Consider the following 16,511-nt stretch of genomic DNA (forward strand, 5'->3'; position numbering starts at 1 on the left):
ACCATGACCGATCTGATCGACCAGATAATCGACTTTATCGAGCGCCATCATGCGCTTGCCCCCTGGATCATGCTGGTCTTCGCGGCCGCCGAAACCACCGCATTTCTGTCGATCCTGATCCCTTCGACGGCGATCATGGTCGGCGTGGGCGCCTTTGCCGCCAATGGAATCCTGAACTTCACGACGCTGTGGATCGGGGCCTCGATCGGGGCAATGGCCGGCTCGTTCTTCTCCTATTGGCTGGGCTGGCGCTACGGCACGTCTATTCTGCAGATGCGGCCAATGCGCGACCATCCGGAATGGAAGGCGAAAGCGAACACGGCGTTTCTCAGCTGGGGGCCGGTGACGATCTTCGCGGGTCACTTCGCCACCCTGTTGCGCCCGGTGGTCTTTCTGATGGCAGGGATGAGCGGGATGACGCTGCCGCGCTTTGCTTTCTGGAACATCCTCGGCTGTATCACCTGGGCCGGGGTCGTGCTGAAGTTCGGCGAGGTCGGCGGCTGGCTCATCAGCTGGGCCTGGGGCTGGCTCTTCGGCTGAACGCCCCTTCCTGCACCACATCTCACGGCGCGGCGGATCTGCATCCGGCCGCGCCTTTTTCTTGCGCAAAACCTGTTCCCAGACACCAGAGGCGGCCCAGAGCCGTTCATCTCCAGGGAGACTCAAATGGCTGATCTTTCGACGAATTTCCTCGGTATCCGCTCGCCCAACCCGTTCTGGCTGGCCTCGGCGCCGCCGACCGATAAGGAATATAATGTCGAGCGCGCATTCGAGGCGGGCTGGGGCGGTGTGGTGTGGAAGACGCTCGGGGCCGATGGCCCGCCGGTGGTCAATGTCAATGGCCCGCGCTATGGCGCGGTCTGGGGGGCGGACCGGCGTCTGCTGGGGCTCAACAATATCGAGCTGATCACCGACCGGCCTTTGCAGGTTAATCTGGATGAAATCAAATCGGTACGCCGCCGCTGGCGGGATCGCGCCCTGATCATCTCGCTGATGGTGCCCTGCGATGAGGAAAGCTGGAAAGATATCCTGAAGAAGATTGAGGATACCGAAGCGGATGGGGTCGAGCTGAATTTCGGCTGTCCGCATGGCATGGCGGAACGCGGCATGGGCTCTGCCGTCGGCCAGGTGCCGGACTATATCGAGATGGTGACCCGCTGGGTGAAACAGCATTCGCGTATGCCCTGTATCGTGAAACTCACGCCGAACATCACCGATATCCGCCTGCCGGCCGAGGCCGCCAAACGCGGTGGCGCCGATGCGGTCAGCCTGATCAATACGGTGAATTCGATCACCTCGGTCAATCTCGACACGTTTTCGCCCGAGCCGATGATCGACGGCAAGGGCTCGCATGGCGGCTATTGCGGCCCGGCGGTGAAGCCGATCGCGCTGAATATGGTGGCCGAAATCGCGCGGTCGCGGGAAACTGCGGGCCTGCCGATTTCGGGGATCGGTGGCGTGACCACCTGGCGCGATGCGGCTGAGTTCATCGCCCTTGGCTGCGGCACGGTGCAGGCCTGTACGGTGGCGATGACCTATGGGTTCAAAGTGGTGCAGGAGCTGATTTCGGGCCTCAGCGAATATCTCGATGAAAAGGGAATGACGCTGGATGAGCTGCGCGGCCGCGCGGTACCCAATGTCACCGACTGGCAGTATCTGAACCTGAATTACGTCGCCAAGGCGCATATCAACCAGGAAGATTGCATCAAATGCGGCCGCTGCTATGCCGCCTGCGAGGATACCAGCCATCAGGCGATTGCGATGGGCCCGGGACGCGTCTTCACCGTGAAAGACGATGAATGCGTCGCCTGCAATCTTTGCGTCAATGTCTGCCCGGTTGAGAATTGCATCACGATGGAGCCGATGGCGAAGGGCTCTGTAGATCCTCGCACCGGGCTTGTGGTCGGCGATTACGCGAACTGGACGACGCATCCGAACAACCCGTCCTCACGCCCGGCGGCAGAATAGGCGGAACGGGCTCTGGCGCCGCGCGCGCCTGAACCGGGCTGGCTGCGCCAGGGTCCTCCTGGGGCGACCGGAGATCCCAATAACGATAAGGCCCGGGCGGTGCTTTGCGCATCGCCCTGGTTCTGAGGCTCTGTCCGTTTTTGGCCCAAAAACCGGCGCTGTGTCCGATGCCAAAAGCAAAGGCCAGGCGCGCCTGGTGCGCAGAACGCCGTTTTTATCAAAGGTCACGCGCACACCGCACAGGCCAGAGGCATAGGACGCGGCGCGCGGGCCTCCCGGTGCCCATGGATCGCCGGCGGCTCGCCGCAGGTCGCAATGTTCCGGTGTCGTTCAGGGCACCCGGTTTGCCAGCGGGTTCACCCCGACCGCGCGGAGCGTCATCATATAGGCCCGCTGCGCGGCCTCGACCTTGTCGCGCGCAGCCTCGGAGAGCAGGCTCTGATCGGTCAGAGGCGGTCTTGAACTGTTGCTCCCCGAGGCCTGAGCCACCGGACGCGCGATCTCGCTTGCGGCGGCGGCCGAAGCGCGGCTGCCGCTTTGTGATGCCGGAGCAGATCCGGCAGAAGTCCCGGCCTGGGCATTCGCAACCGGTTCTACGGTCGCCATGACAGGCCGGACGGCGGAAATGAATCCCATAACCGTCACCCCACGATAGAAAGCCCCACCCGAAAAGCCTGACACAGATCAGCGCATCTCCCTAGAAGGTAATGTCTTGCTTTTTATTGGTCTTTCAGGGGGCGGCCATGCCTGGCTGTGGTGACAACAGCCGCAGATAGAGGGTTTCGAGAAAGCTCGCGGCCTCGGACCAGGGATCGTGGCCCTTGCCCAGCACCGCGCGCGTCTGGCTTTCGAAATCGGCGTAATGCTGGGTCAGCGCCCAGACCGAGATGATCAGATGCACCGGGTCCGAACGCCGGATCCGCCCCTGATCCATCCAGCGCGCCAGCAGCCGCGCTTTTTCCTGCACCAGATCGTGCAATTCCCCCTGAATCACCTCGGAAATACGGGGCGCGCCTTGCAGGATCTCATTGGCGAAGAGCCTGCTTTCACGGGGAAAATCGCGCGACAGATCCAGCTTGCGGCGCATATAGCCCAGCATCTCGGCAAGCGGATCACCATCGTCGCGCATCGCCCGCAGCGGCTCCAGCCAGGAGGTCATCAGCCCGGTCAGCAGGTCGCGGTGGATCTCTTCCTTGGACCCGAAATAATACAGAAGATTGGGTTTCGAGAGACCGGCCTCAAGCGCGATCTGATCCAGCGTCGCGCCGCGAAACCCCTGGGCCGAGAACACCTCCAGCGCTGCCGCGAGGATGGTCTCGCGGTTCTTTTGCTGGATACGGCTGCGGCGCGGGGCGCGGACGGTCTTGTTCTCCATAAAGTTTTTAAATCAGGCGCGGGGCATTCGGTCAAACCTCTGACGCGTGTCCGGGGAAAATTCTTGACCATGTGGTCAGGCTGTGCTGGCCTCTGCCTGAGACCACAGCAGGACGGGAACGACCATGGCCAACACCAGCAGAACCGGGGCCGGAACAGGGGCCAGAACAGGCGCAGGTGAAAACCTCCGGATCAATTCGGAACGGCTGTGGGAAAGCCTGATGGAGATGGCGCAGATCGGGCCGGGCGTTGCGGGCGGCAATAACCGCCAGGCGCTGACCGATGCGGATAATGAGGGCCGCCATCTGTTCCGCGCCTGGGCCGAGGCCGCCGGCATGGCCATGGGCGTCGATCAGATGGGCAATATGTTCTTCACCCGCCCCGGCGAGGAGGCGGAGGCTGCGCCGGTCTTCATGGGCAGCCATCTCGACACCCAGCCGACGGGTGGCAAATATGACGGGGTGCTGGGGGTTCTGGGCGCGCTTGAGGCCGTTCGCACGATGAATGATCTCGGCATCCGCACGAAACATCCGATCACGGTGGTGAACTGGTCGAATGAAGAAGGCGCGCGGTTTGCGCCTGCCATGGTGGCCTCGGGCGTTTTCGCAGGCGTGATTGCTCAGGATCATGCCTGGTCGCGCCAGGACCCCGAAGGCAAGCGTTTCGGCGATGAGCTGCGGCGGATCGGCTGGCTTGGGGGCGAGACGACCGGCGCGCGCAAGATCCACGCCTATTATGAACTGCATATCGAACAGGGGCCGATCCTCGAGGCGGAAAGCGTTGATATCGGCGTGGTGACGCATGGCCAGGGGCTGTGGTGGCTTGAATTCACCCTGACCGGGCGCGATGCGCATACCGGCTCGACCCCGATGGCGATGCGCAAGAACGCAGGCCTCGCCATGGCGCGGATCTTCGAACTCGTCCAGGATGTGGCCATGGCGAACCAGCCTGATGCGGTGGGCGGCGTCGGTCAGGTGCGGTTCGCACCGAATTCCAGGAATGTGCTGCCGGGCGTGGTGGTGTTCACCGTCGATATCCGCACCGTGGATCTGGCAAAGCTGAACCGGATGCGGGCGGCAATCGAGGACGGTGCCGCGAAGATCTGCGCTGCACTGGATGTCGGCTGCGCGGTCGAGGCGGTCGGCCATTTCGACCCGGTGACCTTTACGCCCGATCTGGTCGGATCGGTGCGCCGCGCGGCGGAGCGCCTTGGGTATTCCCACCGTGACATCGTTTCGGGTGCGGGCCACGATGCCTGCTGGATCGCGCGCGTGGCGCCGACCACGATGATCTTCTGCCCCTGTGAGGGCGGGTTGTCGCATAATGAGGCCGAAGCGATCAGCCCGGAATGGGCGGCGGCGGGAACGGATGTGCTGCTGCATGCCGTGCTGGAAACGGCGCAGGTCGTGGCGTGAAAAGAAAAGGCTGAGACATGAACTCTTCTCCGGTGATCCTTGCGGCGCTGCTGGCTGTTATGGGCACTACTGCTGCGGCGGAAGGCTGGCAGCTGCAATATCTGGCGGACGGCGGCGGCTCGCGCCCGGTCGTGGTCGAACGCTCCGAGGCCGAATTTTCTGAGGCTTATCTGCGGGATTCGGTCGGGAACGGGCTCTATCTGTCCTGCTGGACCGATGAGGGCGGCAATCGCACCATCCGCTATTCTGCCGCAGGCGAGGCAGCCTTTGGCAGCACGATCACCGCGCGCCTCGGACTTGCCGATGGCGACAGTATCGATCTGAACGAGATGCCCTATGCCGGCGGCAGCTATTTCACCGCCCTCGGCCCGGAATCGGTGGAGCGGTTGCAGAACAGTGCCGGCGTCATCCTCTCTGTCATGGGGGAAGAGGTCGGAACCGAATTCGATTTCGCCGCCGGGGGGGCTGCGCGAGGCGCTGGCCGATCCGGTTTGTGCGGGACAATAACAGGGAGAAGGTCATGAGCACGGTCATCAAAGGCGGCACCATTGTTACGGCGGATCTGAGCTATGTCTCGGATGTGCTGATCGAGGCAGGGCAGATCATTGCCATCGGGCATGGGCTGAAGGGCGACAAGGTGCTTGACGCCACCGGCTGCTATGTGATGCCGGGCGGCATTGACCCCCATACCCATCTCGAAATGCCGTTCATGGGCACCTATACGGCGGATGATTTCGACTCCGGCACCCGCGCCGCGCTGGCGGGCGGCACCACGATGGTGGTCGATTTCGCGCTGCCTGCACCTGGTCAGGGGCTGATGGATGCGCTGAAGCTCTGGGACAATAAGGGCGCGCGGGCGCATTGTGACTATTCGTTCCATATGGCGGTGACCTGGTGGAGCGAGCAGGTCTTTGACGAGATGAAAGAGGTTGCGGATCGCGGCATCAACTCGTTCAAGCATTTCATGGCCTATAAGGGCACGCTGATGGTCAATGACGACGAGATGTTCGCGTCATTCTCGCGCTGCGCCGATCTGGGCGCGATCCCGTTCGTACATGCTGAAAACGGCGATCTCGTCGCGGAACTGCAGACGAAGCTGATGGCCGCAGGCACCACCGGGCCGGAGGGTCATGCCTATTCGCGGCCCCCGGCGGTCGAGGGCGAGGCCACCAATCGCGCCATCATGATTGCCGATATGGCGGGTGTGCCGGTCTATATCGTGCATGTCTCCTGCGAAGAGGCACATGAGGCGATCCGCCGGGCGCGCCAGGCCGGGCAACGGGTCTGGGGCGAGCCACTGGTCCAGCATCTGACGCTGGATGAGGGCGAGTATTTCAACCAGGACTGGGACCATGCCGCGCGCCGCGTGATGTCGCCGCCGTTCCGGAACAAACGGCACCAGGACAGTCTCTGGGCGGGGCTTTCCTCTGGGTCTCTGTCCTGCGTCGCGACCGATCACTGCGCGTTCACCACTGCGCAGAAACGCACCGGGCTGGGCGATTTCACAAAGATCCCCAATGGCACCGGCGGGCTCGAAGACCGGCTTTCGATGCTCTGGACCTATGGGGTGCGGACCGGGCGGATCACGATGAATGAATTTGTCGCGCTGACCTCGACGAATATCGCCAAGATCCTGAATTGTTACCCGAAGAAGGGTGCAGTGCTGGTCGGGGCCGATGCCGATCTGGTGGTCTGGGATCCGGAAAAGACGAAAGCGATTTCGGCGGCGAACCAGCAATCCGCCATTGATTACAACGTCTTCGAGGGGCAGGAGGTCACCGGCCTGCCGCGCTATGTGCTGTCGCGCGGGCATGTGGCGGTGACGGATGGCCAGCTGACCTCGGCCGAGGGCCATGGCAAATTCGTCGCCCGCGATCCGCGCGGGTCGGTCAGCCGTGCCTATACGCAGTGGAAAGACCTCACCGCGCCGCGCCCGGTGCAGCGGGGCAGCATCCCGGTCACGGGTGTGTAGGCCTCGGTTGTAAAGTTTTCACCGCTCTGTAAATTCTCCGGGCGAGCCTGTCGCGCGCCGCCCAGCTGACCTTGCCCGGAGAGACCATGTCACGCGCCCCTTTGATCGGCACCCGGTTGCGGGAACGGCGTATTGCAGCGGGAATGCGGCAGGGCGATCTCAGCCGGGCGGCGGGGATCTCGCCTTCTTACCTCAACCTTATCGAACACAATCGCCGCAATGTGACGCCCGAGGTGCTGGAACGGCTCGCGCGCGCGCTTGATCTTGCGCCGGAGGAGTTTTCCGAACGCGATCCCGGCGCGCTGGTGGCAGAGCTGCGCGCGGCGGCGGCGAGTTTTCCGGGGTCGGGCGCCGAGGCGGACCGGGCAGGTGAACTCGCCGGGCGCTATCCCGGCTGGGCGCAGCTGATCGCCGATCTCCAGACCCATATCGCGGGGCTGAGGCAGGGGATCGCGGCACTGAATGACCGGCTGGGCCATGATCCGCATCTCTCGGCGGCCCTGCATGAACTGTTATCGGCGCTCTCGGCGGTCCGGGCGACGGCGGGGATTCTGGTCGAGACCGAGGATCTCAGCCCCGACTGGCAGCGCCGCTTTCACCTGAACCTGCATCAGGACAGTGAACGTCTGGTGGATGGCGCCGAGGCGCTGGTCTCCTGGCTCGACCATTCCGGGGAAGAGGCGGAGAGCGTCGTTGTTGCGCCCCAGGATGAGCTGGAGGCCTGGCTGGCGCGGATCGGCTGGACGCTGCCGGATGAAGCGGCAGCCGATCAGATCCAGGGGCGTGAGGCGCGGGCACTGGCGCGGGCCTGGTTAGCCCAGGCGCAAAAGGACATTGCGATGATCCCCGAGGCGGGGCTGCGCACGGCGCTGGCGGCGGGGGGCGATCCGGCGCTGATTGCCGCCAGATTCGGGGTGCCGGTTCATGCTGCGATGCGGCGCATGGCCTTCCGGCCCGGGTCTGATGCCGGGCTGGTGGTTTGTGATGCATCAGGAACGCTTTTGTTTCGCAAGCCTGTGCCAGGGTTTTCGCCGCCGCGCTATGGGGCGGCCTGTCCGCTCTGGCCGCTGTTTGCAGCCCTGGCGCGGCCTGGCCAGCCGGTCCGGGCGGTGGTCGAGATGCCGCAGCCTGGCGGCGGGCGGTTTCTCTGTCTTGCCTGGTGCGAGGCGCGGCTGCCCTGGGGTTTTGCCGGGCCGGAACTGCGCGAGGCGGCCATGCTGATCCTGCCGGATCCGGCGCCACCGGCCGACCAGGCGCCCATTGCTGCGGGCACCACCTGCCGCATTTGCCCGCGCGAGGCCTGTCCCGCGCGCCGCGAACCCTCGATCCTTGGAACAGCGCCGGCAGCGGCGGCAAAGCCGCAGCGCAGCGCGGCACGCCCCGGTTGAACCCTCGTGCCGCAATGCAGCGCGAGATCGCCTTTTGACAGGGGAAGGCAAATCATAAGATACTGGCGTTCCGGGCCAGGGGTCCGGAACCGGGAGGGCCGGGAGCGCTGCGGTTCAGGCGGCTGGCCGGGGCGGAAGAAAGGCGGGGGACGGGCATGGAAAACAGCCGCAAGGTGCTGCTGGTCGAAGATGAACCCAATATCGCCGAGGCGATCCAGTTCATCCTGTCGCGCGCCGGCTGGGAGGTGATCCACCATGCCGAGGGTCGCGACGCGGCGCAGATCGCGCGGAGGCTGCAGCCGGGCCTTGTGATCCTTGACCATATGCTGCCAGGGCTTTCCGGGATCGAGGTGCTGACGGCCCTGCGCGCCGATCCGGTGACTGCCGATGTGCCGGTGCTGATGCTGACCGCCAAGGGCCTGCCACGCGACCGCGAGGCCGCCGAACGGGCCGGGGCGACGCGTTTCATGACAAAACCCTTTTCCAATGCCGAGATCGTGGCCGAGGTGCGCAGCCTGACCGGGGCAGGTGACATAGCCGGCCGGGCCGGGGCGGAGTCCGGCAATGTCACGCCATAATGTCGCCGCAGAGTTTGCGCATCTGCTGCGCCCCGGGCCCGGTTCTGGCTCTGCAGAAAGCGGGTGCCTTTGCCAGGCGGGGTCGCGCCCTGTCTGCTGTCGCGTCGCGCAGCGTCCCGGTCCGTCGCACAGGGCCCGCCCGGCCGAGATGGCAGGTCACCCGTGAGGCGGCCGCTTTTTCTGGGACGCATCCCCTATCGCCGCCGCCGCCTGCGCGACGCTGCGCGGCTTTTGCCGGTGGCGGGGGTTTTTCTGATGATCCTGCCGATCCTCTGGACGCCTGCGGGCGGTGATGGCAACCGGCTCCTGTCCTCGGATGTGATCTGGTTCTTTGTGACCTGGGCCTTGCTGATCCTTGCCGCTGCGCAGCTGGCACCGGGCCTCGCGAGCCCCGACGCGCCGCGCCCGGATGCCGCGCGCCCCGGCATGCTGACGGGCGACGAGGAAGAAGGCTGATCCGCTGATGTCCTTCAACCTGCTGGTTGCTTCCTGCCTCGCCTATGTGATCTTCCTCTTTGCCGTGGCATTTCTCGTGGAACGGCGCTCGGGGCAGGGCAAGCTCGGCTGGCTGCGCTCGCCTCTGGTCTATACGCTGTCTCTGTCGATCTATTGCACTGCCTGGACCTTTTACGGCGCTGTGGGATATGGCGCGCGTTCGGGACTGGAATTCATCACCATCTATCTTGGCCCGACGCTGGTCTTCATCGGCTGGTGGTGGATCTTGCGCAAGCTCGTCTATATCGGGCGCCAGCAGCGGCTGACCTCGATCGCTGATCTGATTTCCTCGCGCTATGGCAAATCGAACTCGCTTGGCGTTCTGGTCACGGTGATCGCGATTGTTGCGGTGACGCCCTATATCGCGCTGCAACTGCAATCAGTGGTGCTGGCCTTCGAGGTTTTCGCCAGCGCCGCCCCGGGCGAGGCCCGACCGGCCGCCGGGCAGACCGCGATCTGGGTGGCGGCGGGGCTGGCGCTGTTCACCATTCTCTTCGGCACCCGCAATCTGGATGCGAAAGAACAGCATACCGGCATCGTCACCGCCATCGCAGTTGAGGCGGTGGTGAAGCTGGTCGCGCTGATCGCGGTTGGCTGTTTCGTGGTCTGGGGCCTTGCGGGTGGTGTCTCGGGGATCATGGCAAAGATCGACGCCTCATCCCTTCACGACTGGCAGTTGCAACCGGGGCGCTGGACCGCGATCCTGTTCCTTGCAGGCGCCGCCGTGATCTGCCTGCCGCGCATGTTCCAGGTGATCGTGGTCGAGAATTCCGACGACCGCCAGCTGGCCCGCGCCTCCTGGGCCTTTCCGGCCTATTTGCTGGCGATGAGCCTCTTCATCATTCCCATCGCGGTCATGGGAATTGAGCGGATGCCTGCGGGATCTAATCCGGATATGTTTGTCCTGACTTTGCCTCTGGCCGAAGGGCAGGGCGGGCTTGCGATGCTGGCCTTCCTGGGCGGATTCTCCTCGGCCACCTCGATGGTGATTGTCGAGGCGATTGCGCTCGCGACGATGGTGTCGAACCATATCGTGATCCCGACCTGGCTCAGGCTGCGCCGGTCGGGCGCGATTTCCGAGGATGTGCGCTCGCTGGTGCTGACGGCGCGGAGGCTTTCGATCGCGCTCGTTCTGGCGCTTGGGCTGGGATATTACCGGCTTTCGGGCGGTTCCGGGGCGCTGGCCGAGATCGGGCTGATCTCTTTCGCCGGGGTCGCGCAGTTTCTGCCGGCGATGATCGGCGGCATCTTCTGGCGCGGCGCCACGCGGACAGGCGCGCTCCTCGGGCTGGCGACGGGCTTTTTGCTCTGGGCCTATTGCCTGTTCCTGCCGTCATTCGGGGATGCGATCCTGCCGGCCTCGGTGCTGCAGGCGGGGCCCTGGGGGCTGGGCTGGCTGCGGCCCAATGCCATGTTCGGGACCGAGGTGATGGACCCGCTGGTCCATGCGCTGTTCTGGTCGCTGATCGGCAATACCGCAGCCTTTTGCGCCGCCTCGATCCTCAGCTTCCCCGGCCCGGTCGAAAGGCTGCAAAGCGCCGCCTTCGTCAATGTCTTTGATGGCCCCGTCGGCCCGCAACGCTGGGCGCGCGGCGAGGCCGAACCCGAGGCGCTTTTGATGATGACGCAGCGCATCATGGGCGAAGAAGAGGCGCAGGGCCTCTTTGAGCGCGCCGCCCGCGACCAGGGCAAGAGCGAGACGATGCTGCCCGACCCGACCCCGGCCTTTCTGGCGGCGCTGGAAGAACGGCTTGCGGGCTCGATCGGGGCGGCCACCGCCCATGCGATGATTTCGAAACTGGTCGGCCTCGATACGGTCACGGTCGAGGATCTGATGGTGGTCGCGCGCGAATCCGCGCAGCTGATGGAACATTCCGCCCAGCTTGAGGAGCAGCGCGGCGAGCTTGCCCGTACCGCCACTGCATTGCGCGAGGCCAATGAGAAGCTGACTGCTCTGTCGGTGCAGAAAGACGCGTTCCTGTCGCAGATCAGCCATGAGCTGCGAACGCCCATGACCTCGATCCGCGCCTTTTCCGAGATCCTCGCCGAGGGTGACCTGCCGGTCGGCACCGTGGCGCGTTCGGGCGGGATCATCCGCGACGAGGCGGTGCGGCTGACCCGGCTGCTCGATGACCTGCTGGATCTTTCGGTGCTGGAAAGCGGCAAGGTGCAGCTGTCCGTCAGCCTTGTGAGCATGCGCGATCTGATCGACCGGTCGATCCTCGCCACCGAAAAGGTCAAGCCAGAGCGCGATATCGAGTTCACCCGTGACCAGGTCGCCGAATCCGTCTGGATGCGGACCGATGCGGACCGGCTGACGCAGGTGTTCATCAATCTGATCGCCAATGCGCGCAAATATTGCGATTCGAGCCATCCGCGCATCCGCATCGCGGTGCGGGTCAGGGCCGGGCGGGTGCGGGTCGATGTCGCGGACAATGGCAAGGGCATCCCCAAGGCCCTGCAATCCATGGTGTTCGAGAAATTCTGGCGCCTTCCGGGGGAGGCGCGGGCCTCGGGCGCCGGGCTTGGCCTCGCGATCTGCCGTGAGATCGTGACCAATCTCGGCGGCACGATCGACTATCTTCCGGGGCAGGGCGGGGCGGCATTCCGCGTGGTGCTGCCGCTGCGGATCGAGCCGGGCTGAGAAACCAGGCAATGCGGCGCTGGCGGCGGTTTTTAGACGATTTTCTGTGTCCCGTTAACTTGGTGCAAACATTCTTGCGCCCAGAATGGCGCTGCCTGGACAGAACGGGAAGCATTGGCATGAGCGAGATCCTGCGCCGCAAACTCCGCCCCGCGCATGACGAACAGGCCCGGCCCCATGCGCTGGTTGATCAGGCCTGGCGGCTGGCGCTCGCGCGTGCCTTGCGCGAAGGGGCGGGATTGCCGGCCGAGACCACGGCCCTGACGTCGCGGCCCTGCGATCTGGTGGAACTGCCGGAGCTGCCGGCTGAGCGCGCGCTGATTGCGCTGCTGGATGGGCCGGGTGGCGCGATGGGGGTGGCGGCGCTGTCGCCGGAACTCACGGCCTCGCTGATCGAGATGCAGACAATCGGCCGCATCGGCGCGGGTCCGCCGGGGCCGCGGCGTCCGACCCGAACGGATGCTGCGATGATCTCGCCGGTGCTTGACCGGGCGCTGGCACGATTCGATTTCCTGGTCCGTGATCTGCCGGACCGCCGGGTGGAGGCCGGATTCCGTTTTGCCTCGCAGCTTGATGACGCGCGCAGCATCGGGCTTTTGCTCGATGATCAGCCCTATCACCTGATGAGCGCGACGCTTTCGCTGGCCGATGGCAAACGCAGCGGCGAGATATTGCTCGCTTTGCCACTGACCGGGCCCACGGTCGCCCTCACGCAATCCAGCGCATCCGGGTCTGAGGGATTTGCTGCGGATCTGGGGCAGACCGAATGCGAATTGCAGGCCGTGCTGGGGCGGCGGATGCTGACGCTTAATGAGGTGATGCAGCTGGAGCCGGGGCAGCTTTTGGCGCTGAACGATGCCAGTATTGCGAAGATCAGCCTGCATGGGATTGACGGGAGGGCGGTGGCGGCGGCGCGTCTCGGGCAGCAAAATGGCTATCGCGCGCTGCGGATCAGCACTGTTGCGACGCCTCGGGGCGAGGTTGAAGCCTGCGGCCCTGACATGGCCGCAGGGCAGGATCCGCCATCAGAGACCTCTGTCGGATCTTTGGATTTCCCGGCGGGCTTTCCGATGGAACAGGGGCCTGTCGCACAAGGGACTGCACCCGATCCTGGGTTCGGGCTGGACGCGGGATTGGGCGAAGGGTTTAATGTCCGTGTCCCGGCCTGAGCGGCTGGTCCGGCTCGGGAGGGGAAGGGCTGCGCGATCCCCGCAGCCCCCCGGCTCCGGTATCTCAGCCAGCGGCTTTTTGCGCGGCAAGCGCCTCGATCTGCGGGGCGAGATGGGCGAGCTGGTAGCCATGCTGCGCTGCGGCGGCGATCAGCTCGCTCGCGGGGCGCGTTCCGGCCTGGGACAGGGCCCAGACGATCGAGGATCGGTTGCCGCTGGCGCAATAGGCCAGGACCGGGCCTGGCGCTGTGGCAATGGCCTCGGCCTGGGCCGTGACATTCTGCATCGTCAGCGCGCCGCCGATCACCGGATTGGCAAAGAAGACAAGGCCAAGCGCTTCGGCCTGCGCCCGCATTTCCCCGGTATGAAGCTCGTCGGGGATCTCGGCATCGGGGCGGTTGTCGATCACCGCGCGATAGCCTGCGGCCCTGATCGCCTCAAGATCCTCAAGGGCGATCTGGGGCGAAACGGCATAGGTGTCACTGAGCGGGCGGATTTCCATCTTGACGTCCTTTCGGAAATTCTGCCGCAGCCTACTCTGCGGAACGGCGGGGGAAAAGCCCCGATGCGGGGGGCAGCAGCAGGCGAAAAGCGGCGTGATCCTGATCTGGATCATAGTCTGGAAACGGAATCTGAGTAAAATCACACCGGACGTACCGGCAGCCGGAGGAGGAACGGCCATGGAAATTTACAACCGATTTTCACAATTGCAGCATCTGACGCGGGAGGCGGTCAGGCTTGCAGAAGACGGCGCTTTGCAGGAGCTGAACGCGACACTTTCAGAGCTTCAGGCCCTGGCGCATCGCTTTCCGGTCTTGCCCGACAGCGGCGGGCGCGAAAGCCAGCTGCAACGCGAGGCGCGGCGCCTGCGCGAAGAAGAGGAAATCGAACAAAGCTTCGACAATATGCCGGTGTGACATTCGCCGGCCCGGCAATGGCTGTTCCTTATGGGCCTCTCGCAAGGGCAGATCTTTGTTGCGCCCGACAGAATTGCGATGGGTTCGGGACGCGATCTGCCAGGATGTCCTGGGCCTGGTTGTGGAAGAGGTGTGGAGGCCTGAGTGCTGGTAAGCAGGGGCCTCCTCTGGGGGGAGGTTGCCGGAGAAGCGGTGTAAGCTCTTGTCAAGCAACCGGAATGTCCTGTTAACTTGCATCCCATAGATTGACGGGTGAAGGCGGGGGCATGACTCGGGTTGAGGGGAGCGGGACTGCGGGCGGCGGTTCGGCCAGAAATGCAGCTGACGCGCATGAAACGGCGGCGCCGGATAATGCTGTTGCGGGCACAGCTGCGGCGGGGCCGGTGCAGCAAAGCCTTGTCGGGCCCGACGGGCGCGTTCTTCTGCTGGAGATCGGCCATCCGCCCCTCGATGGCCTGACCCGGGAGGTGAGGGCTGCACTTGCGGCAGCGCTTGCGGTGGAATGCAGTGCAGGCGAGACACGGGCCGGCGGCGCCCGCCCGGTGGTGATCGCCGGTGCCGCAGGCGCCTTTCCTTCGGCGACCCTTGTCGAGACCGGTGCCGCGCTCCTCGAGGGCAACCCCTCGCTGGCCCAGATTTGCCGGCAGATCGACCTTTATCCTGCGCCGGTGGTGGCGGCGATTTCCGGCCGTGCCGCCGGGCCGGGGGCAGAGCTGGCACTCGCCTGTCACGCGCGGATCATGGCGATCAGTGCGCGGATCCAGTTTCCCGAGGCCGGGCTCGGCCTTTCGCCCATGGCCGGCAGCAGCCAGCGTCTGCCACGGCTGACCGGGCCGGATGAGGCGATCTCGCTGCTTTTGAATGCGATACCGCTCGATGCCGACCAGGCGCTCGCCATCGGCCTCGCCGATCATGTGACCGAGGGCGACCCCGTCCCGGCGGCGATTGCGCTTGCAGCGCAGATGCCGGCCCCGGCGCCGGTGATTGCCCGCGAGGACGGGATCCGCGACAGCTCTGCCTTTGCCGCCGCCATCGCCCGGGCGCGGCGCGATCTGGCGCGCAACCCGATGCCGGCTCCGGCGCGGATCATCGACTGCATTGAGGCCGCACTTTATCTGCCGCCGGAAAACGGCTTCGCGCTGGAGGCGGTTGTCTTCGATGACCTGCTGGCCACCGGGGAAAGCCGGGGGCTGATCGCCGCCGCGCGGGCCGAACGTGCGGCGCATATTTTGCCGCCGGGCGTGGCAGGCGGCGGTGGCGAGGAGATCCGCACGCTTGGGCTGACCGGGGCTGGCCCGCAACTGGCGGCGCTGGCGCTCTTGGCGCTTGGCCGGGGCCTCCGGGTGATCTGGACCGGGCCTGACGGCGGCGGGGACGCGGCCTCGCTGGAGCGGATCGCGGCCTGGGTGCGCGAGCGGCTGGAGGCCGAGACGCGTTCGGGCCGGCTGAGCCAGGCGCAGCGCGACGCCGATTTCCTGCGTTTTGAGACCGGGCAGCCGGCTGGCGCGCTGGCCCAGGCGGGGCTGGTGGTCCATGCACGGCCCGGGGCTGTGGCGGATGGCCTGGCCCGGCAATATCCTGCGGCGCTGCATCTGGGGATTGGCGGGGGGGGCGGACGCGCCGGCCTGACCATCGCGCCGTCCGGGCGGGTCTGCGAGATCAGCACCGGTGGCGTGGCGGGGCCGGTGGCGATGGGCGGGCTCTGGCGGCTGATGCGCAGTTTTGGCCTGCAGCCGGTGCTCAGCGGCACCCTGCCGCAGGTCGGGCGCCGTGTCGCGGCAAGCGGTCAGGCGGCTTTGTCGCGGATGCTGGCGATGGGCGTGCCGCGCCGGCTGATTGCGACGGCGCTGGAAGGCTTTGGCCAGGCGATGCCCGATCTGCCGGAGCCGGGATCTGAGGTCACAATGCGCGGTATGGCCGCCGAAGAGGTGATCCGGCGCTGGCTGGCGGCACTGGCGAATGAGGGCTACCGCCAGATTGCGGATGGGGCGGTATCAGGGCCGGCTGCGGTGGATTTTCTGATGGTGCAGGGGCATGCCTTCCCGCGCTGGCGCGGGGGGCCGATGCATCTGGCGGGCGAGCGGGGCGCTATGGTGCTGCGCAGCGATCTGCGCCGCTGGCAGGAGGATGATCCGGTCTGGACGCCGCATCCGTCCCTTGACCGGCTGGTCTCGAAGGGGCGGTCGGCGGCGTAAGTCTGCGCCCCGGCGTAAGCCTGTGCCCCGTTCCGGGGCTCAGCCCAGCGAAATGCCCATGATCACCATCGCGAGGCCCAGCACCGAAAGGCCAAGTGCGCCGAAATTCACCGCGAAAAGCTTTTGCAGCTCGCTGCGCATCTGATCATCCGTGACGCCCGAGCGGCGGATTTTCAGCCCGCGCAGGATGCACCAGAGCAGGCCGAAGACGCCAAGAAGCGACAGGAAGGCGCCGGGCCAGATCAGATAGGGCATTGAAAGCTCCGCCATGTGCTGCGGGATGCTGGCTAAACGCTGGCGGGCTTTCGCGCAAGAGGGGTCACAAGAGCGGGCGGCAGCGCTTGAAATCTGCGGCCCTGGCAGGGTATCTGTCGGGCAAAGCATAAAGCGGAGAGC

The 16,511-nt window shown here is 65.5% G+C and carries 16 protein-coding genes; 12 read left to right on the top strand and 4 right to left on the bottom strand.

Translation table 11 applies throughout. The features are described 5' to 3' along the window. Positions 1–3 precede the first annotated feature (3 nt). Together JC607_RS12475 and preA are read left to right on the top strand one after the other, a co-directional pair. The gene (locus tag JC607_RS12475; RefSeq protein ID WP_198837254.1) at positions 4–540 is read left to right on the top strand and encodes a DedA family protein; all 537 of its coding nucleotides are present in this window, start codon (positions 4–6) and stop codon (positions 538–540) included. Positions 541–666: 126 nt separating this feature from the next. Next, complete coding sequence (preA, locus tag JC607_RS12480) at positions 667–1,968, top strand: NAD-dependent dihydropyrimidine dehydrogenase subunit PreA (protein ID WP_198837255.1); 1,302 nt, start codon at positions 667–669, stop codon at positions 1,966–1,968. 330 nt (positions 1,969–2,298) lie between these two features. On the opposite strand, the gene JC607_RS12485 is transcribed toward preA, so the two are convergent. Together JC607_RS12485 and JC607_RS12490 are read right to left on the bottom strand one after the other, a co-directional pair. Then, positions 2,299–2,604, bottom strand: coding sequence for a hypothetical protein (locus JC607_RS12485; protein WP_198837256.1), 306 nt, complete (start codon positions 2,602–2,604; stop codon positions 2,299–2,301). Positions 2,605–2,698: 94 nt separating this feature from the next. Next, positions 2,699–3,343 carry a TetR family transcriptional regulator C-terminal domain-containing protein gene (locus JC607_RS12490; protein WP_198837257.1) on the bottom strand — a complete coding sequence of 215 codons (645 nt, stop codon included), beginning with the start codon at positions 3,341–3,343 and terminating at the stop codon, positions 2,699–2,701. Between the two features lie 124 nt (positions 3,344–3,467). Here JC607_RS12490 and JC607_RS12495 point away from each other — a divergent pair, with 124 nt between their 5' ends. From JC607_RS12495 to JC607_RS12530, 8 genes are all read left to right on the top strand, one after another. Further along, a complete protein-coding gene (locus tag JC607_RS12495) occupies positions 3,468–4,757 on the top strand; it encodes a Zn-dependent hydrolase (protein ID WP_198837258.1) in 1,290 nt (429 codons plus the stop codon). Positions 4,758–4,774: 17 nt separating this feature from the next. Beyond that, entirely contained in the window at positions 4,775–5,281 is a 507-nt protein-coding gene (locus JC607_RS12500; RefSeq protein ID WP_198837259.1) for a hypothetical protein, read from the top strand. Continuing rightward, positions 5,278–6,729 carry a dihydropyrimidinase gene (gene hydA, locus JC607_RS12505; protein WP_198837260.1) on the top strand — a complete coding sequence of 484 codons (1,452 nt, stop codon included), beginning with the start codon at positions 5,278–5,280 and terminating at the stop codon, positions 6,727–6,729. Before JC607_RS12500 ends, hydA begins: the two co-directional genes overlap by 4 nt. A gap of 86 nt (positions 6,730–6,815) precedes the next feature. Further along, positions 6,816–8,117, top strand: a complete 1,302-nt coding sequence (locus JC607_RS12510) for a helix-turn-helix transcriptional regulator (protein ID WP_198837261.1) — start codon at positions 6,816–6,818, stop codon at positions 8,115–8,117. Positions 8,118–8,272: 155 nt separating this feature from the next. Continuing rightward, a complete protein-coding gene (locus JC607_RS12515; RefSeq protein ID WP_198837262.1) occupies positions 8,273–8,695 on the top strand; it encodes a response regulator transcription factor in 423 nt (140 codons plus the stop codon). Between the two features lie 162 nt (positions 8,696–8,857). Further along, positions 8,858–9,151 (top strand): hypothetical protein, encoded by a 294-nt coding sequence (locus tag JC607_RS12520; RefSeq protein WP_370584798.1) that lies wholly within the window; start codon positions 8,858–8,860, stop codon positions 9,149–9,151. Positions 9,152–9,158: 7 nt separating this feature from the next. After that, positions 9,159–11,834 carry an ATP-binding protein gene (locus tag JC607_RS12525; RefSeq protein ID WP_198837263.1) on the top strand — a complete coding sequence of 892 codons (2,676 nt, stop codon included), beginning with the start codon at positions 9,159–9,161 and terminating at the stop codon, positions 11,832–11,834. A gap of 119 nt (positions 11,835–11,953) precedes the next feature. Further along, positions 11,954–13,003 carry a FliM/FliN family flagellar motor switch protein gene (locus tag JC607_RS12530; RefSeq protein WP_198837264.1) on the top strand — a complete coding sequence of 350 codons (1,050 nt, stop codon included), beginning with the start codon at positions 11,954–11,956 and terminating at the stop codon, positions 13,001–13,003. Between the two features lie 64 nt (positions 13,004–13,067). Here JC607_RS12530 and JC607_RS12535 read toward each other — a convergent pair whose 3' ends face one another. Further along, positions 13,068–13,505 (bottom strand): TIGR01244 family sulfur transferase, encoded by a 438-nt coding sequence (locus tag JC607_RS12535; protein WP_198837265.1) that lies wholly within the window; start codon positions 13,503–13,505, stop codon positions 13,068–13,070. A gap of 178 nt (positions 13,506–13,683) precedes the next feature. On the opposite strand from JC607_RS12535, the gene JC607_RS12540 reads away from it, so the two are divergent. Next, positions 13,684–13,920 (top strand): hypothetical protein, encoded by a 237-nt coding sequence (locus JC607_RS12540; protein WP_198837266.1) that lies wholly within the window; start codon positions 13,684–13,686, stop codon positions 13,918–13,920. A 266-nt stretch (positions 13,921–14,186) separates the two neighbouring features. Further along, positions 14,187–16,115: an enoyl-CoA hydratase/isomerase family protein gene (locus JC607_RS12545; RefSeq protein ID WP_198837267.1), complete on the top strand. Its 1,929-nt coding sequence runs from the start codon at positions 14,187–14,189 to the stop codon at positions 16,113–16,115. 39 nt (positions 16,116–16,154) lie between these two features. Here JC607_RS12545 and JC607_RS12550 read toward each other — a convergent pair whose 3' ends face one another. Then, a complete protein-coding gene (locus tag JC607_RS12550; protein ID WP_198837268.1) occupies positions 16,155–16,370 on the bottom strand; it encodes a hypothetical protein in 216 nt (71 codons plus the stop codon). Positions 16,371–16,511 lie beyond the last annotated feature (141 nt).

This window comes from Paracoccus sp. IB05, assembly GCF_016405985.1.
Classification (GTDB): Bacteria; Pseudomonadota; Alphaproteobacteria; order Rhodobacterales; family Rhodobacteraceae; genus Pseudogemmobacter.